The 16,799-nt window shown below is 45.4% G+C and carries 16 protein-coding genes; 10 read left to right on the forward strand and 6 right to left on the reverse strand.

All coding sequences use genetic code 11. The annotated features are described in order from the left end of the window. Positions 1–34 precede the first annotated feature (34 nt). The 4 genes from BM367_RS10630 to BM367_RS10645 all read left to right on the forward strand — a co-directional run bounded on the left by BM367_RS10630 (position 35) and on the right by BM367_RS10645 (position 2,729). Entirely contained in the window at positions 35–946 is a 912-nt protein-coding gene (locus BM367_RS10630; RefSeq protein WP_092461031.1) for a VOC family protein, read from the forward strand. Positions 947–966: 20 nt separating this feature from the next. Continuing rightward, on the forward strand, positions 967–1,335 hold the full coding sequence (locus BM367_RS10635; RefSeq protein WP_092460360.1) for a nuclear transport factor 2 family protein: 369 nt from the start codon (positions 967–969) through the stop codon (positions 1,333–1,335). A 73-nt stretch (positions 1,336–1,408) separates the two neighbouring features. Further along, entirely contained in the window at positions 1,409–2,173 is a 765-nt protein-coding gene (locus BM367_RS10640; protein ID WP_092460362.1) for an ABC transporter ATP-binding protein, read from the forward strand. Beyond that, positions 2,130–2,729, forward strand: coding sequence for a YfiT family bacillithiol transferase (locus BM367_RS10645; RefSeq protein WP_143104014.1), 600 nt, complete (start codon positions 2,130–2,132; stop codon positions 2,727–2,729). The genes BM367_RS10640 and BM367_RS10645 overlap by 44 nt, the downstream gene beginning before the upstream one ends. 13 nt (positions 2,730–2,742) lie before the next feature. Here the strand turns inward: BM367_RS10645 and BM367_RS10650 are convergent, their stop codons facing one another. Beyond that, complete coding sequence (locus BM367_RS10650) at positions 2,743–4,014, reverse strand: acetyl-CoA hydrolase/transferase family protein (protein ID WP_092460365.1); 1,272 nt, start codon at positions 4,012–4,014, stop codon at positions 2,743–2,745. 148 nt (positions 4,015–4,162) lie between these two features. On the opposite strand from BM367_RS10650, the gene BM367_RS10655 reads away from it, so the two are divergent. After that, entirely contained in the window at positions 4,163–4,633 is a 471-nt protein-coding gene (locus BM367_RS10655) for a pyridoxamine 5'-phosphate oxidase family protein (RefSeq protein ID WP_092460367.1), read from the forward strand. A gap of 40 nt (positions 4,634–4,673) precedes the next feature. Continuing rightward, positions 4,674–6,458: an adenosylcobalamin-dependent ribonucleoside-diphosphate reductase gene (locus BM367_RS10660; RefSeq protein WP_092460369.1), complete on the forward strand. Its 1,785-nt coding sequence runs from the start codon at positions 4,674–4,676 to the stop codon at positions 6,456–6,458. A gap of 7 nt (positions 6,459–6,465) precedes the next feature. Here the strand turns inward: BM367_RS10660 and BM367_RS10665 are convergent, their stop codons facing one another. The 4 genes from BM367_RS10665 to BM367_RS10680 form a co-directional block, all read right to left on the reverse strand. Next, positions 6,466–7,278 carry a hypothetical protein gene (locus BM367_RS10665; RefSeq protein WP_092460371.1) on the reverse strand — a complete coding sequence of 271 codons (813 nt, stop codon included), beginning with the start codon at positions 7,276–7,278 and terminating at the stop codon, positions 6,466–6,468. 249 nt (positions 7,279–7,527) lie between these two features. After that, on the reverse strand, positions 7,528–8,820 hold the full coding sequence (locus BM367_RS10670; protein ID WP_092460373.1) for a hypothetical protein: 1,293 nt from the start codon (positions 8,818–8,820) through the stop codon (positions 7,528–7,530). Positions 8,821–8,855: 35 nt separating this feature from the next. Then, complete coding sequence (locus BM367_RS10675; protein ID WP_177224207.1) at positions 8,856–9,491, reverse strand: YceI family protein; 636 nt, start codon at positions 9,489–9,491, stop codon at positions 8,856–8,858. A gap of 306 nt (positions 9,492–9,797) precedes the next feature. Beyond that, positions 9,798–12,197, reverse strand: a complete 2,400-nt coding sequence (locus BM367_RS10680) for a prolyl oligopeptidase family serine peptidase (protein WP_092460377.1) — start codon at positions 12,195–12,197, stop codon at positions 9,798–9,800. A gap of 295 nt (positions 12,198–12,492) precedes the next feature. On the opposite strand from BM367_RS10680, the gene BM367_RS10685 reads away from it, so the two are divergent. Continuing rightward, positions 12,493–13,053, forward strand: a complete 561-nt coding sequence (locus BM367_RS10685; RefSeq protein WP_143104015.1) for a histidine phosphatase family protein — start codon at positions 12,493–12,495, stop codon at positions 13,051–13,053. Here BM367_RS10685 and mgtE read toward each other — a convergent pair. Next, positions 13,041–14,429 carry a magnesium transporter gene (gene mgtE, locus BM367_RS10690; protein WP_092460381.1) on the reverse strand — a complete coding sequence of 463 codons (1,389 nt, stop codon included), beginning with the start codon at positions 14,427–14,429 and terminating at the stop codon, positions 13,041–13,043. The two genes, BM367_RS10685 and mgtE, sit on opposite strands and share 13 nt — an antisense overlap. Positions 14,430–14,588: 159 nt before the next feature. Here mgtE and BM367_RS10695 point away from each other — a divergent pair, with 159 nt between their 5' ends. The 3 genes from BM367_RS10695 to BM367_RS10705 all read left to right on the forward strand — a co-directional run bounded on the left by BM367_RS10695 (position 14,589) and on the right by BM367_RS10705 (position 16,608). Beyond that, the gene (locus BM367_RS10695) at positions 14,589–14,993 is read left to right on the forward strand and encodes an SET domain-containing protein (RefSeq protein ID WP_245759967.1); all 405 of its coding nucleotides are present in this window, start codon (positions 14,589–14,591) and stop codon (positions 14,991–14,993) included. Next, a complete protein-coding gene (locus BM367_RS10700) occupies positions 14,990–15,493 on the forward strand; it encodes a metallophosphoesterase family protein (RefSeq protein WP_092460382.1) in 504 nt (167 codons plus the stop codon). The genes BM367_RS10695 and BM367_RS10700 overlap by 4 nt, the downstream gene beginning before the upstream one ends. A gap of 98 nt (positions 15,494–15,591) precedes the next feature. Beyond that, complete coding sequence (locus BM367_RS10705) at positions 15,592–16,608, forward strand: YpdA family putative bacillithiol disulfide reductase (RefSeq protein ID WP_245759968.1); 1,017 nt, start codon at positions 15,592–15,594, stop codon at positions 16,606–16,608. The last annotated feature ends 191 nt before the right edge of the window (positions 16,609–16,799 follow it).

Genomic DNA, 16,799 nt, shown 5'->3' on the forward strand with positions numbered 1-16,799 from the left:
ATACACCCCATTTACCCACCTGAACCGCTTGCCTATGCATCCCATTGTTCCGCATCTTTGGTTCGACCATCAGGCAAAAGAAGCGATAGATCTTTACTGTTCGCTCATACCTGATTCGTATGTTACCCATAGCATCACTTTGCACGATACCCCTTCGGGCAATGCGGAGCTTTTTTCTTTTGTTTTAGCCGGACAGCCCTTTATGGCCATCAATGCCGGTCCCTATTTTCAGTTCAACCCTTCAATTTCATTTTTTCTGAATTTTGATCCCTCACGCGACCGGCAGGCACAGGCCCATCTGGAACACACCTGGGCTGCTTTGTCGGAGGGTGGTAAGGTGCTGATGCCCCTGGGAGAATATCCCTTCAGCAAATGTTATGGCTGGATACAGGATCGATATGGATTATCATGGCAACTCATTCTGTCTAATCCCGAGGGCGATCCAAGACCTTTTGTGGTACCCTGTTTATTATTTACCCGCGATCGGTTTGGTAAAGCTGAAACTGCCCTGCAATTTTATCTGTCGGTTTTTCAGCAAGTCAGGGTCGGGCAGTTGGTACATTACAGCGACATGGATACCAATTCACCCTTTGCCCACGCAATAGCGTACGCCGATTTTCAAATCAACGAAACCTGGATGGCCATCATGGATGGACCGGGCGATCATGCATTTGCGTTCAACGAAGCCATTTCATTTGTGGTAACCTGCGATACACAGGCGGAAATAGATGCATACTGGCAACACCTATCGGCTGTGCCCGAGGCTGAACAATGCGGCTGGTGCAAGGATTCCTTTGGAATATCCTGGCAGATTACACCATCCATCCTCGACAGCATGATGAAGGAAGGTTCGCCTGAACAGATCAAACGCGTTACGCAGGCCTTTTTAAAGATGAAAAAATTTGACATCGCAGCCCTTCAAAAGGCTTACTCCATGCCTGAATAGCCTTGCTCAAGTATCATGTTATGAACAGCAAAAAAGATATTGCCAAATCGTTTCTCAGGCTGGCTTCCAGCGGGCGGGTAGATGAAGCCTTTGCTCACTATGTGCATCCCGGTTTCATACACCACAATCCTTATTTCAGGGGCGACAGGGCATCATTTCAGCAGGCTATGGAAGAGAATGCCCGCCAGTTTCCAAACAAAACGTATGAAGTGCTGCGGGTACTGGAAGATGGCGATTGGGTAGCCATTCACGGCAAGGTGGTGCTCACGGCCGAATCGCAATGGTCGGTGATTCATATTTTCCGCTTCGAGGATAACCTTATTAAAGAATCGTGGGAAGCTTCGCAGCAGGTCATACCCGATTCACCGAATAGATATGGGATATTCTAACGGGCTGTTCATCTCATTGGTTTTTAGATACCTGCTTGCTCAGGATTAAAAGGGATTTGCGTATGTTTGCTGCATGGCAAACAAAAAGATGATTGTCGTCCAGGACCTGGTGAAGCGGTATGGCGATCTGGAAGCGGTGAAAGGAATCAGCTTTGAAGTGGAAGAAGGAGAGATTTTTGGTTTGCTGGGGCCTAACGGTGCTGGTAAGTCCACGACGCTGGAAATCATCGAAACCTTGCGCCCGAAAACTTCCGGCAAGGTATGGGTGAATGGATATGATCTGGACAAGGAGCCGCAAAAGATTAAACAGATCATAGGCGTGCAATTGCAAAGTGCAGGGTATTATCCTAATCTGAATTTAAAGCAGCTGATCGATTTATTTGCCGGCTTATACAACCGGCATGTGGATGCCATGGAGCTGTTGCGCAGCATCAAGCTGGAAGATAAGGCCAAAAAAAAGTTTAAGGAGCTTTCTGGCGGCCAGCAGCAACGTTTTTCTGTAGCCACCACGCTCATCAACGAACCGAAGGTCATATTTCTTGACGAGCCCACCACCGGCATGGATCCACAAGCCCGGCGCAACCTCTGGGATCTTATCAAACAAATTCGTGAACGCGGCACCACCGTGGTGATCACCACGCATTACATGGATGAAGCGGAATATTTATGCGACCGGGTGGCTATCATTGATCTGGGTCGCATCATTGCGCTGGATAAGCCCGAGCGACTCATCGATGAGCTGGTGAGCTCGGGTTTTGAACGGCATAAGGAAGTGAAAAAAGCCAATTTAGAAGATGTGTTTCTGCACCTTACCGGTAAGGAATTACGCGAAGATTAATCCATCTCATCATGCAGGAACAGGAATTAGAAGCCTTGCGTTATCCCATATCGGTCGTTTTCAGCCGCCTCAGCCTATTACGGAAGAAGATATCCGGCGCGCCATTGAATCCGTTGAGCAACTGCCCTCCCTGCTTGAGCAGGCCGTTTTGAATCTGGATGCAACTCAGCTGCAAACGCCACATCGGCCCGGTGGATGGACGGTTCAACAAGTAGTGCATCACCTGGCCGATGCCCATATGCAGGTTTATGGACGTTTTAAACTGGCACTAACAGAACATCAGCCTACGGTTAAGCCATTTATCGAAGAACGGTGGGCTGAATTGCCCGATAGTCGCCTGCTCCCGGTTGAAATATCCATCACTTTATTGCATGCTTTGCATCGCAGGTGGGTTTTTCTAATGCAAAACATGAGCCGTGACGACTGGCAACGAAGCTATTACCATCCTGAACAGCAGCGGCTTTTTACGCTGGATTGGGCAGCATGCATGTATGCCTGGCACGGCCGCCATCACCTCATGCACATCGTGAGGCTACGGGAACGTATGGGCTGGTGAAATACCGGATTGTTTACCACCTTTTAAAGCGCTCGTAAGCTGCTTTTTCCAGCCATTCCCGATGATCGGGATGAGCGATCTCAATCAATGCTTTTGCCCGCTGGCGCAGGTTTTTGCCAAACAAATCTACCACGCCGTATTCGGTAACCACATAATGCACATGCGCGCGGGTAGTGGTTACACTGGCACCGGGTTTCAGGAAAGGAACAATTTTGCTTGCACCATTTTTGGTAACAGATGCCATGGCAATGATGGGTTTGCCACCTTCTGACAAAGCAGCACCGCGGATAAAATCCATCTGTCCACCCACACCGGAATATTGATACGTACCAATGGAATCAGCACATACCTGTCCGGTTAAATCAATTTCAATAGCGCTGTTGATAGCCACCATTTTGGGATTTTTCCGAATGATACTCGTATCGTTGGTAAATGCTGTTTCTTTCATAGACACGATTGGATTATCATGAATGAAATCATACACTTTTTTCGATCCCATCACAAAACAAGCCACAATTTTATGGGGAATGACCTTTTTATATTTTCCGGTAATAACTTCCTTTTCTACCAACGGTATCAATCCATCGGAAAACATTTCGGTATGAATACCCAGATCGCGATGGTGTTCCAGTTGTTCGAGCACCGCGTTGGGAATAGCACCAATGCCGGTTTGCAGGGTTGATCCGTCCTCAATCAAGGCGGCTATATGGCGACCGATTTGTTGTTCAACAGCTGTTACTGGTTGACTTTGCACTTCATGAATATCAGCTTCATGCCACACAGCAAAATCAATATCTTTTTCATGCACGATCCCATCACCGTGTGTACGCGGTACACGAGGATTAACCTGGGCTACAACCCAGCGGGCAGTTTCTACCGCACTGAGGGTTACATCAACCGAAGGGCCGAGTGAACAATAACCGTGTTTGTCGGGCGGACTAACCTGAATAAATGCCACATCAATTGGCAATATGCGATGGCGAAATAATGTGGAAATATCGCTTAAAAAAACAGGCACATAATCTCCGATTCCTTCGGCAAGCGCCTGCCGCATGTTGCTTCCGATAAAAAATGAATTCGGGTAAAAAGCATCAGCATATTCGGGTTTGCAATAGGGGAGATCACCTTCCGTGTGAATATGCACGATTTCTACATTCCGCAGTTCATGCGATCTGGCAACCAATGCATCAATCAACACATGCGGTGTCATCGCCACACTGTGAATAAAAACCCGATGACCTGATTGCACGACTGATGCAGCTTCAGCAGCTTGTACCCATTTCATGTATATGAAGTTTATTTCAGCCTGTAAAGTAAGATAATCGTACCTATTTGCAGAAATGAGTTTTATCAGCTAAAGCCGGTGATTTTTATCATCCATCAGGAATGTAAGCGCATCATGTTTTTTCATAAATTGGGGAAAAATTCAGGAAATGCTGGGCTCACTTACCGTTTCACAAATAGATGATTTTTTGCAGCGCCATTCGTTTGGCAGGATTGGATACCAGATTAATGGCAGAATATACATCATTCCGGTAACCTATCTGTTTGATGGGACTAGTATTATCGCCCATTCAAGGGAAGGAGAGAAAATTCGGGCATTGCGAAACCAGCAGGAAGTATGTTTTCAGGTTGATGAAATTATGGATCAAAGAAACTGGCTAAGCGTGCTGGTATGGGGATTATATGAAGAAATTACGGATCCGCAACAACGATATTATGCATTGGACAGGCTGATCCGGAAAATATACAAGCTGGATGTACATCAAGCTGCTGAAAAGCCCATGGAACTGGACGTACAGCCCGATCAGCTGCTGGCAGAAGGAGCCATGAACATTGTGTACCGGATTAGAGTGCTTGAAAAAAGCGGCCGGTTTCAACGATATGAGCCGAAACCTTCATAAGCCTGCAGCATAAGTTGCATTTACGATTATCATTTCTTATATGGAACTAACAGCCAATGCGCGCATTGTTTTGGAGTCGCGCTATCTGCGCCGCGATGAGCAGGGCAAGCTTATAGAAACTCCCGAACAAATGCTGGAGCGTGTGGCTCTGGCTGTGGCCGAAGCCGAATTGTATTGGGGGCAGGCAAAGGATGTACAGCAAACGGCATCTTTGTTTTTTGATTTGATGAATGAAAAACTTTTTCTGCCCAATTCACCTACGCTTATGAATGCAGGCACACCTTTAAGCCAGTTAAGTGCATGCTTTGTGTTGCCTGTGGAAGACGATATGTCGGCCATCTTTGATACTTTGAAACTGGCGGCTCTGATTCAACAAAGCGGTGGAGGCACCGGCTTCAATTTCAGTCATCTCCGACCCGAAGGCAGTTATGTGTCTTCTACGGGTGGTACGTCATCGGGACCTGTAGCTTTTATGAAAATATACAATGCTGCGACGGAAGAAATTAAACAAGGAGGGAAACGAAGAGGTGCCAACATGGGTATTCTCAACATCAATCATCCGGATATCCTGACGTTTATCAATGCCAAGGAGGATGCGCATCAACTCAATAATTTCAATATTTCGGTAGGTATAAAGAATGATTTTTTCAAGGCTTTGGATACAGGAAAAACCTATACCCTGCATTTCTCAGATGTACATGGAAAAACCATCGAACGAGAAGTTTCGGCTGCAGATCTTTGGCAGAAGCTCGTTCATGCAGCCTGGGCAACGGGTGATCCCGGGTTGATATTTCTGGATACCATTCAGCAATTCAATCCCACACCGGGAATCGGAACAATTGAAGCCACCAATCCATGTGGAGAAGTGCCTTTGTTACCTTACGAATCCTGCAATCTGGGCTCAATCAACCTCAGCAAGATGCTGCAAAAAAGAGAAAATCAGGATTGGCAGGTGGATTGGGAAAAGCTGCGCCGAACGATACACCTGGCTGTCCGTTTTCTCGATAATGTGATTGAAATCAATCGCTATTTGCATCCGGAACTGAAACGAATGGCAACCGGGAACCGTAAGATTGGACTGGGTGTAATGGGATGGGCTGAAATGCTTATCCGCATGGGCATTCCGTATGATTCACAGGAAGCCTTGCAATTCGGATCGCAGTTGATGCAGTTTATTCAGCATGAAGCTCAAATAGCTTCGGCATCGCTTGCTGCACAAAGAGGTTCCTTTCCGTTTATTATCCAAAGCCAATTTTCCAGTCAACAACGCCGCAATGCTACATTGACCAGCATTGCACCTACCGGCACCATTTCACTTATAGCAGGCACCAGTTCATCTATTGAACCATTATTTGCCATTGCCTACAAACGCGAACATGTATTGAACAACCAAACCTTGTTTGAAATCAATCCTGCTGCATTGGAAATCTTATCCCGCCAGCAACATTTCAGTGAACAAATGCTCGATGAAATAATCCTGAAAGGAAGCGTGCAGCATATCCGGCAACTTCCGGAATCGGTGAGACGCCTGTTGAAAACTTCGCTGGAAATTGACTATACCTATCATATTGCTCATCAGGTAAGTTTTCAGCGATATACGGATAATGCTGTATCCAAAACCATCAACATGCCGGCTTCGGCCACTATAGCCGATGTGGAAAATGCCTACCGGATGGCCTGGCAGCAAGGGGCCAAAGGCATCACCATATTCCGATACGGATCAAAGGCCGAACAGGTGCTGCATGCCGGTCTGAAAAAAGAAGATGAAATTGTACGCGTGCTGGAGTCAGAAATTCATGACTGCAAATCCAGCTGCCATCTTTGAATTTATATTACCAGTGTGAAATAAACAACGGAATCGGCAACATTTTCATCAGATGCAAGGCTTCACTTTTATGCAGCATCTGCGATAGCAGGCTTCTCCCGAAAGACCCCATGACACCCATAATTTGTTTGTTTCTCCGATAACTTGTCAAGAAACTATCCAGCAATTTTTCTTCAGTTTCTTCATAATAAGCTTCCATGTAATGTGCATTTAGCCAGTCAATCAATAATTTCTTATCCTGCATTTTTTCCGTTTCCTGTGCATAGATTGCCCGAACAGGTTTATCCATGAACTGAGGAAACAGATAGGAAAATTGTTTGATCGCAAAAACAGAAGAAGGCGTGCCATTATAGGCAAACAAGATTTCATCAATATGATCTATGCTGTCAGAAATCAGCATCACCGGGCATTCCCCATACATCAGAATATCTCTGAAAAATTTATATCTGACAATATCTTCCGAAGGATTGTTAAGTGAATGAATATCGAGCAAAAGCAGATCGGAATACCTCATGTGTTTGAAAAACAACTCTTTTGTGGAAGTGCCATCCTCAAAAGATTTAACCAGCAATCCTTTTTTGTCGGCCTCCTCAAGTAGTTTCTGAAAATTTTTCTCAATAGCCTCGTATCTTTCTTTTTCTGCTATTTGTCCGGGTATTGTAACAAATGATCGCTGATCATACCAAAGTGCCGTGTTCAGCATATCATCCAGATATACTTCTAAGATTTTGGTATGGGTAAGATGTGCCAGATAGGCCGGGAAATTGAGTATTTCAGGTTTGAAATACATGCCGTCGGTATAAAACAATATTTTTAACATGGCAAAAAATTTAAAAGTTATGAATTAAAGTTATCCGTTCATGTAAGTTGAATCATAGGTTTATTTATCAGCTGTTGTGTGTTGAAAAGGAGAGGCCTTTTCGATAAGGCCTCTCCGCTACCAGCCTGTTAAGCATCAACCTCCAACTGCTTGCATGAAGATGCAGGGTTTTCTAAGATTTTGCTGATAAAAACATTTTTTCACGAATAGTTGTTTTGATAATTTGATGAATGGATAATGAATTTTAAATTAAAATCCAACCGTTCCTTCCAGCATCAATCCATGGAACTGACCTCCGTAATTGATATTGTTTGTAGGATAATCATGATAGCGTTGATTCACATATTCGGCTTTTAGCAACACAGTGGGTGCAATATACCATCCCAATGCAGCCTGTACGCGATCAATATTCACAGCTTGAGAAATGCCTGGTAATTCACCTTTTACCCAATCGTAGCGTACACCGAGATAAATGTTTTGTTTCGGGCCGAAGTAGTACAGCAAGTCGCCCACAAGCTGATCTGCTTTTCTGTTGGATGTTTCTGCACCTGTTCTTCCCTGTGCATGTTCATAGGTACCAAAGAATACCAAACCCCGATATTGAATAAAGGGATTAATCATGATACTGGTCACATGATTGCTGAATTGCGGATTGTATTCACCCGACCATGCATTGTTAGAAATGGTTGCTTGTGTATTTTCCATCACCAGATAATAGCGTGATCCGCCTCTGTCGCCATTATACAGCTGATTGCCGGGCGATTTGCGATTGGTATAGATTGAACCGGTGAGCCGAAAACGAAAATCGGGTGTGAGTTGCTTATCGAATCCTAACTTACCATAGATAGCTGGTCCGCGGCCTGATGGATTGGTGACAGTGGTATTCACCTGGCTGCCGGCTACACCGATCATACCAATCCAACCCTTGCTCATTACATAAGCTTCACCACTGATAGCCGTCATGAAAGCATCCATGATATAGTTACCAACGAAAGGATTTTGAATAGCCTGTCCATTGTCGGTTCTGCGGAAATGAGCGTCACCATAGTTGATTTCAAAATCACCTACACGAAAACGCACATTATTCATCAGATGATCAATGGTCTGATTATGCAGGAAGCTTAATTTGTCGATTTGCAAATAACCACCTTTTACCCAGGTATCGTTGTGATGACGGGATGAAAGATAAGTAATCACATTTAATTCAATACCATCAGCCAAAGTGGCATCCAGATTCAGGTTGGCTGTGGCCAGGTTAAAACCATTGCCAATGGTAATGAGCTTATTCTGATCCACACCGTTCACGATGTTGGGCGTGGCTTCGTTGGAATGGCGCAGGGCCTGAAATTGCTGGGTGAATCCGGCTCCGATTTTCAGTTGCAAATGAGTGAATGTAGCCGTATCGTTTTTGGGTGGCTCAAACATATTGAGTCCTCTTTGATCATAAGGCCGCATGTTAGGCAAAATCTTTTGTCCATAGGCCAGATGAACGGAACCTGCCAGGATCATGGTGGTGGCAAAATGAAGCAAATACTTTTTCATGGCTGTAAGATTTAAATGGTTTACAAATACATTTTTTAATTATTGAAAGAAAGTCCGTCATTGGAAAACAGATCTACTTGAAACTGAATGGTAACTTCTTTTCCTGTTTTCATCAGCCCCATGAATGTGGGTGGTGTAACCTTGTAATCAGTCATGTCAATGGTTTTTTCTCCGGAACAAACAAGCTTTCGGTTACCATTTATTTCACAAACAGTGCGCACAGATACGGTATGGGTTACACCAGCGATGGTGAGATTTCCCGTTGCAAGAATCTGATAGGTGTTTCCGCTTTGTTTTACCTGACCCTGTGTAGATTTGAAAATAATCTGCGGATGTTGTTCTGCTTTCAACGATTTGTAAGCCTTGCTATCCATCATGGAGCCTTCCGTACTTTTCAGGCTTTTTACCGGAATAACAAGTGAAAGGTTGCTCAATCCGTTTATCTGATGCTGATTATCTTCAGTAAAGATTACCGAAAGCTGTAGGTCATTCGATTTCATCGTCCAATCGTGTAAAGTAGATGTACCTTTTATGACCACATACGATTCAGGTGAAGCTTTAAATACGCTTTGAGCTGAGGCTTTTATCCTGAAAATGCTTATCAGCAAGGCGATAAGCATGATCATCGTAAAAATTACGATCAAGATTTGTTTTGCATAATCCCGTTTCATGGCTTTTAGTTTTTGATTTGAATGAATGAACATTTCATTGCAAAATTCCTCCGTGTTTTTACCCTGCACGATGATATTCATCAATCCACGTGATGATTCTTATCAAAACGGATGGTGACTTTTGTCATTTTTCATTCAAACGCGCATCTGTAGAGCCGGATAAGAGTGGCATCAGTATAATGTCTGTGCAGCAGATGATTTTTCAGCGAAAGGACGGGAAGCAAGTATATGCATAAAAAAACGTCTCTTCATCTTTCGCTGATGAAGAGACGTGCAGAAAATTCAAATCAGATAAAAAAACGAAAGCTATTTCAGGTTGGTTTCGAAAAGACGGAAGATGCGTTTATATTCGTCTGTCCAGCTGCTGGCATCTTTAAACTCATGATCTTCTAACGGATACACAGCCAGTTCCCAGTTATCTTTTCCCAGTTCAATCAGTTTTTCGGTTAAACGGACAATATCCTGAAAATGCACATTGGTATCTTCCATGCCGTGACACATGAGGAGGTGATCTTGCAGGCCTGCTGCAAAATAAATCGGTGAGCTGCGTTTGTAGGCCAGGCTATCGGTGTAGGGTTCATTGAGGATGTTGGAAGTATATCCATGATTGTAATGTGCCCAGTCGGTTACCGAGCGCAGGGCTGCACCGCATTTGAATACACCGGGTTGGGTAAACAGTGCCATCAGGGTCATAAATCCGCCGTAGGATCCACCCCAGATGCCAATATGATGAGCATCCACGTCCAGGCTGTCAACCATAAAGCGAGCTGCATCTACTTCATCATCCAGGTCTTTACCTCCCATGTGTCGGTAGATAGCTGTTCGCCAGTCTCGCCCATAGCCGGCGCTGCCGCGATAGTCCACATCCATTACCGTGTAACCATGATCGGCCAGCAGATTTTCAAACATGTATTCCCGGAAATAGTAGTCGCTCCACCATTTCATGGCATCTTGCAGATAGCCGGCTCCATGCACAAAGAGCACACCCGGATGTGTAGGGGCAGGTTGTTTGGGCCTGAACAGCCGGGCATACACCCGGTAGCCATCGCGGTCGGTGAAGGTAATGATTTCCGGAGCGCGCCAGGGGTAGGAGCGAAACAGTGGGCTTTCGGCCAGATGGGTGATTTGTTCGGGGCGAGCAGCGGGATCATTGCGCTGGAGAAACAATTCCCAGGGATGATTGCTGAAGGAATGCAGCACAGCCAGCCATTTTTCATCAGGCGAAAGCTCAACACGATTGCCACCTTCCTGATGGGTAAGTTGCGTTTGTTTCCCCGAAGCGATATCGAGCCGATAGAATTGGGTTTGCCCTGGCTCAACAGCGTTGGTTGTTATGTAAAATGATTTTGCGTCTCGTGAAAGGATTGCCGATTGTACTTCATATTGTCCGGATGTGAGTGCTCGTTTCTGATGGGTTTGCAAATCATACAAATAGAGATGAGAATAACCTGTGGTTTCGGATTGAAACCAGCAGATATGATCATTGACCCATCCCACATTGCCCATGCTGTAGTTCCATCCGATACCCGGCCCTGCGATCCAGGCTTCATCGCGCTGGCGATCGATCAGCGTAAGCTTACCTGTTTCCGGATGCATTTCCATGATCCAACGGTCTTTATTGTCTTGCGAGCGCACAACCACTAAGGCATGAGAGCTGCCATCTGTCGGGGATTCCGGACTCCATAGCGGTCCGTTCACAATGACCTGGCGGAAAGGAGGATGTGCATCCCACGCGCTGTCTTCGGAAGGATAATCTTTCAGATAATCCGGTTTGTCGTGAATACCGGGCATATCGTGGGTATCCACTTCATAAGTTGTATCGCGCAGCCGGTCGTATATCCACATGTGCATCTCTGGCTGGGGAGCGCCCACCTTAGTACGCCCGGGAATGGTTTCAGTATAGCCTGATTGCGTCACGTATTCCGGAATGATTGTCCGTTGCACATCACGCGGTTCCTTTACCAATTGATAGGTAATGAAACGACCATCTGGACTGATATTGAGACCTGCTACACGTTGAGATCCGATGAAAATGCTATCAGGTAAGTTTCGGAAGCTGTTTAGGTTTTGTTGTGCTTGTTTTTCTTCCGTTATTCGTTGTTTGCGTTGCTGCAGCACCACTGAGTTTTCCAGGGCATCTTTTTCCAGAAAAGCAGCCTGTGGTGAAAGATGCGATGCTTGTCCGGACTTTTCAGCATGCACAAATAATGTCAGCTGGGAAAGCTCTCCTGTAGCGGTATCCCAGGCAAACAAATTATCTCCCTGCTGAAATACGATTTTTTGTTCGTGAAATGCAAAAACCGGATGATAAGCCACCTCGGCAGTATGGGTAATTTGCCGCAAGCGATGTGTGGCGATATGCAACCAATATATTTGCCCCTGTTGGCTATATACGAGATTTTGAAACTTTCGATCATAAGTCCCGCTCCGTTGGGCAAGAGCCTGTAAACGCTCGGCAGGAGAAGCCTTTACGGGCTCATGATTCGGGAGTGTGATGTAATAAAGCGAATCTTCCGCTGCTTGTTCAGGATTCCAGCTGAAGTACAATTTTTGTCCGTCCGGACTCCAGAACGGATCAGAAGGAGAGGTACCGATCCATTTCGGATCGCTCATGATTTGTTCGATCGTGAGGCTGTCGAGTCTTTGTGCTGAAACACGCAAGCTCAGCGTGCTCAGGCATAATAAAAGGCATATCCATGTTTTCATAGCAGGCGATTTGCATCAAATTTACTGGCTGCCGCTTAGTTTGTCAATGAAAATCTGGACGAATGGGAATTCGTGTATATCCTCGTCAATACCACACAATCATCTTGCTTGTTACACGATTTGTAAAAATCATGCATGTACAGCAATCAACGGACAGGAATGTCCTGCTTTGCATCATAAAATGCCAGGCATGCACATTATGATAAACCAGTAATTTTACGCTTCAAGTTTGAAAAGGCCATCAGACAATAAAATTCGAAAGACTTGAGTTGTAAACGGAAAACGATATCATGATATGAAGGGCAGCAGTTTGAGCATCCTTTGCGGGGTATGCCTGATGATGGTGGCATGTAAACGTACACCGGAAAACAGCCTGACGAAGATTTATTTAATTCCGCATGCAGAGGCCTATCCGGCTTTTAATGGTTCACTTACCTGGTATGGACGATTGCGGGCGGGCGATTTGAGGCGTTGGTTGCAAGATTCGGGTGTGCAACGTATTTATTTTAATCCTTTTGCTCGCTGCGAACATACGGCCGATTCGTTGCGCGCTGCAAAAAACATAGATACCGCTTATTTTCGCTGGGATGATAGTGGTACATCTCTTATGCAGAGCATTGCCACACATCGCGATTATGGAAAGCATTTGCTGGTGATAGCTTTACCGGAAGAAATTCCCGGCATCCTGCGAGCCTTGGGTGTACATCAGGCGCCGGCACAATTTCCGGATACGGCCTTCGATCAGGGTTTTATTATTCAAATAGATCATGGCAGCACAAGCGCAGTGGCTACGCGTTATGGCAGACCACCCTTGCTGCCCGATACGATTCGTGTACCTGCAAACTATACCGAATAACCCAATACCAGAGCAGCTACGGTGCAATAGATGACAATGCCCGTAACATCCACCAGGGTGGCCACAAAGGGAGCCGAAGAAGCAGCCGGGTCGAATCCCAATCGTTTTAATACAATAGGCAGCATCGAGCCGATAAGGCTTCCCCAGAGCACCACGCCAATCAGAGAAAAGAAAATGGTGATAGCCATCCATATCCAGTGCGGCCCGTAGTTGTAAATATGCATCTTTTGCCAGAGCGTAACTCTCAAAAAACCAATGGCTCCCAATATGCAGCCCAGGGAAAATCCGGATATCAATTCCCTGCGCATCACCCGCCACCAGTCGCGCAGCTTCACCTCACCCACAGCCATGGCGCGGATAATCAACGTTGAAGCCTGCGAACCACTGTTGCCCCCACTCGACATGATAAGAGGAATAAACAATATCAAATCAGCAAAGCGAATGAAAATGCCGGTTTCCTGATAATGCTGCATAGCCGATGCGGTGAGCATTTCACTCAAAAACAAAGCCACCAGCCATCCGGCTCTTTTGCGCACCAGCAAGGGAATAGGTGCATCCAGGTAAGGCTCATCAAAAGCTTCCGTTCCACCAATTTTTTGGATATCTTCTTCATAAGCTTCATCGGCAATCCACAATACGTCATCAATGGTTACTATCCCGAGTAAAATGTGTTGTTCATTCACCACTGGCAAAGCCACACGATTATTGAGCCGGAACAACTGAATAGCCTCTTCTTGTTTGTCGTGTGTATGCAGCACAATTGTTGCCCGGTTATCCATCAGGTCGCGCACACGGGTTTGCGGATCTACCAGCAAAAACTCGCGGATGCGCAGGTCTTCCAGCAAATGACCCTCTTCATCAACAACATAAATCACATCAATGGTTTCACTGTTTTTACCATATTGGCGAATGTATTTCAATACTTCTTGCACGGTCCAGTCAGGATATACGGCAATATAATCGGGCGTCATGATACGGCCCACACTGTCTTCCGGATATCCCATCAAGGAAAGCGTGATTTTTCTTTCCTCATCTGTCAGTAATTTCAGCAATTCGCTTACGGCTTTGGGAGGCAGCTCTTCTAGAAAAGCCACGCGGTCATCGGGCGGTAATTCGTTCATCAGTTCAGCCACACGCGCTGGTGGCAAGGCACGAATGATATCGCGCTGCAGGGAAAAATCCAGGATACGAAACACATGCACGGCTCTGTTAAAGGAAAGCAGGGAAAACAATAGCGGAGCCTCATCCGGCATCTCCTGCAGTAAGGCAGCTACTTCCGAAATGTTCATTTCATCCAGCAAGGTGTGGAGCTGTTGTTTGTCGTCTTTCGATAAAAGCTCCTGCACCTGGTCTTTGAATTCGGTTAATGTTTCCATTGATGCCATATACGAAGGGTGAAAGGGAATGTATGCAAAGTAAAAAATATTATGCAGGCATTTCTTACCAGAAGTTTATAGATATGCTTCTGTCCGGTAAAATCCTGATACATTCATATCTGATTATCTTATTTTCGCTTGTCAAAAACAACGGATGATATGCTGATGATTAAGCCATACCTGCACGTGAAAAAAATCAAAGGCAAGGGCAGGGGAGTGTTTACCCGGGCCGATATTCCGGCTCGCACAGTAGTGGAAGTATCGCCTGTATTGGTATTATCCAAAAAAGATACAAAATATGTGGATAAAACCTTATTGCACAATTACATTTTCCTTTGGGGCGAACGATCAACCCGAACCTGTCTGGCATTGGGTTATTGTTCATTATACAATCATTCGTATGATCCGAATTGCATCTATGAAATGGATTTTGAAAAAGAAGTAATGCGCATCATCACGCGCAGAAAAATCAAAAAAGGGGAGGAGCTGCTGATTAATTACAATGGAGATGTACACGACCATGCACCTATGTGGTTTCCGGTCCGCAATTCAGGAAAGCGATGATTATTGGTATTCTTTCTGATACACATGGCAGCCTGCCGGCCGATTGGTGGCGATATTTTGATGAAGTGGATGAAATATGGCATGCAGGTGATGTGGGCGATATGCATGTGGTGAATGAATTGCAATCGCGCAAACCTTTGCGGGCTGTGTATGGTAATGCGGACGGGCACGACATCCGCAGTCTTTTTTCTGAATCGTTGTTGTTTACCTGTTGTGACCTTACCATCTGGATGATTCATATTGGATCTTATCCGCCGCGCTACACACCGGAAATCCGGGCTTTGCTCGATGTATATCATCCTGACATATTCATCTGCGGTCATTCCCATATCCTGAAGATTATTCCGGATCCTACCAGAAAGTTATTGCATATCAATCCCGGAGCCGCCGGCATGCAGGGCTGGCATCATGTACGTACTGCCGTGAAACTGTATCTGCAACCGGGTAAAATCGAAAGAGCCGAAGTAATAGAGTGGCCCAGAACCGTATTGAAAAAATAACCTGTATTTTGACAAATAGATGAATAAAAGCCCTGTATTCCTTCCTGCAAGCCGATGTGGATTTTGTAACTTTGCCATAGTTTCACAAGTGGTGATTCATGATGCAAAAGCAAGTTAGTAACGATGTACTGGATGTGTTGATAATCGGGGGTGGTCCCATCGGGATGGCCTGTGGCATTGAATGTGTGAAAAATGATCTTTCTTATTTGATTGTAGAAAAAGGTTGCCTGGTGAATTCCTTGTACAACTATCCGCTGAACATGACCTTTTTCTCCACTTCCGATCGCCTGGAAATAGGAGGTGTGCCTTTTATTTCTCACAACTATAAACCCACGCGCTCCGAAGCACTCGAATACTACCGCCGGGTGGCATTGAGCTGGAAGCTGCACATAAAGCTTTATGAAGCCGTAACATTCACAGAAAAAGAGGGTGATGTTTTTGTCGTGCATACATCTCGCAATCGTACATATCTTACGCGTGCCATTATTGTTGCTACAGGTTTTTATGATATTCCCAACAAACTGAATGTGCCGGGCGAAGACCTGCCCAAGGTGCATCATTATTTCCGGGAAGCGCATCCCTATTTTGGCCAGCGTATAGCCGTGATCGGAGCTGCCAATTCAGCCGTAGATGTAGCACTTGAAACCTACCGCAAGGGCGCCGCAGAGGTGACCATGATCATACGCGAGGAACAAATCTCTGATCGGGTGAAATATTGGGTTAAGCCCGATATTGAAAACCGCATCCAAAACGGGGAGATCAAAGCCTATTTTCAATCGCATGTAGTGGCTATCCGGGAAGAGGAAATTGATGTGCAGACGCCGCAGGGGCTCATTACCCTGCCTAATGATTTTGTGCTGGCTATGACAGGCTATCTTCCCAATTTTGAATTGCTGGAAAATCTGGGCGTGCAGATTCAGGATGATGAAATGCGCACACCCGTGTACAACGAAGCTACGATGGAAACCAATCAGCCCAACGTATATCTGGCTGGCGTGGTGTGTGGAGGCCTTCAGACCAACAAATGGTTCATAGAAAATTCGCGCGTGCATGCCGTGACCATCATCCAGGATTTGAAACGCAAAAAAATGGCTTTGCAATCACAGTTGGTCTGATGCAGGGCAGGCCGTGGATCAGCCCAGAAAAATTTTGAAATTTTCAATAGTTTTTCCCATAACTTTGCAAGCTGCAACAGCAAACTTATTTTTCGTTTCACAACTTTTAATGCTGAACAGAAATTGAACCAGCAGACTTCATACCACGGTTTTGATCGGTTTTCCAAACGGGGAAGCGTTCATAAGTCTTT

This window comes from Thermoflavifilum thermophilum (assembly GCF_900116565.1).
Lineage (GTDB): Bacteria > Bacteroidota > Bacteroidia > Chitinophagales > Chitinophagaceae > Thermoflavifilum > Thermoflavifilum thermophilum.

What these genes read in the sequence shown, in the direction of transcription:
- BM367_RS10640 (WP_092460362.1), top strand. Translation starts at nt 1,409, where the DNA reads ATGGCAAACAAAAAGATGATTGTCGTCCAGGACCTGGTGAAGCGGTAT.
- BM367_RS10705 (WP_245759968.1), top strand. Translation starts at nt 15,592, where the DNA reads ATGATGCAAAAGCAAGTTAGTAACGATGTACTGGATGTGTTGATAATC.
- BM367_RS10650 (WP_092460365.1), bottom strand. Translation starts at nt 4,014, where the DNA reads ATGAAATGGGTACAAGCTGCTGAAGCTGCATCAGTCGTGCAATCAGGT.
- BM367_RS10655 (WP_092460367.1), top strand. Translation starts at nt 4,163, where the DNA reads ATGCTGGGCTCACTTACCGTTTCACAAATAGATGATTTTTTGCAGCGC.
- BM367_RS10670 (WP_092460373.1), bottom strand. Translation starts at nt 8,820, where the DNA reads ATGAAAAAGTATTTGCTTCATTTTGCCACCACCATGATCCTGGCAGGT.
- BM367_RS10630 (WP_092461031.1), top strand. Translation starts at nt 35, where the DNA reads ATGCATCCCATTGTTCCGCATCTTTGGTTCGACCATCAGGCAAAAGAA.
- BM367_RS10660 (WP_092460369.1), top strand. Translation starts at nt 4,674, where the DNA reads ATGGAACTAACAGCCAATGCGCGCATTGTTTTGGAGTCGCGCTATCTG.
- BM367_RS10695 (WP_245759967.1), top strand. Translation starts at nt 14,589, where the DNA reads ATGCTGATGATTAAGCCATACCTGCACGTGAAAAAAATCAAAGGCAAG.
- BM367_RS10700 (WP_092460382.1), top strand. Translation starts at nt 14,990, where the DNA reads ATGATTATTGGTATTCTTTCTGATACACATGGCAGCCTGCCGGCCGAT.
- BM367_RS10685 (WP_143104015.1), top strand. Translation starts at nt 12,493, where the DNA reads ATGAAGGGCAGCAGTTTGAGCATCCTTTGCGGGGTATGCCTGATGATG.
- mgtE (WP_092460381.1), bottom strand. Translation starts at nt 14,429, where the DNA reads ATGGAAACATTAACCGAATTCAAAGACCAGGTGCAGGAGCTTTTATCG.
- BM367_RS10675 (WP_177224207.1), bottom strand. Translation starts at nt 9,491, where the DNA reads ATGAAACGGGATTATGCAAAACAAATCTTGATCGTAATTTTTACGATG.
- BM367_RS10645 (WP_143104014.1), top strand. Translation starts at nt 2,130, where the DNA reads ATGTGTTTCTGCACCTTACCGGTAAGGAATTACGCGAAGATTAATCCA.
- BM367_RS10635 (WP_092460360.1), top strand. Translation starts at nt 967, where the DNA reads ATGAACAGCAAAAAAGATATTGCCAAATCGTTTCTCAGGCTGGCTTCC.
- BM367_RS10665 (WP_092460371.1), bottom strand. Translation starts at nt 7,278, where the DNA reads ATGTTAAAAATATTGTTTTATACCGACGGCATGTATTTCAAACCTGAA.
- BM367_RS10680 (WP_092460377.1), bottom strand. Translation starts at nt 12,197, where the DNA reads ATGAAAACATGGATATGCCTTTTATTATGCCTGAGCACGCTGAGCTTG.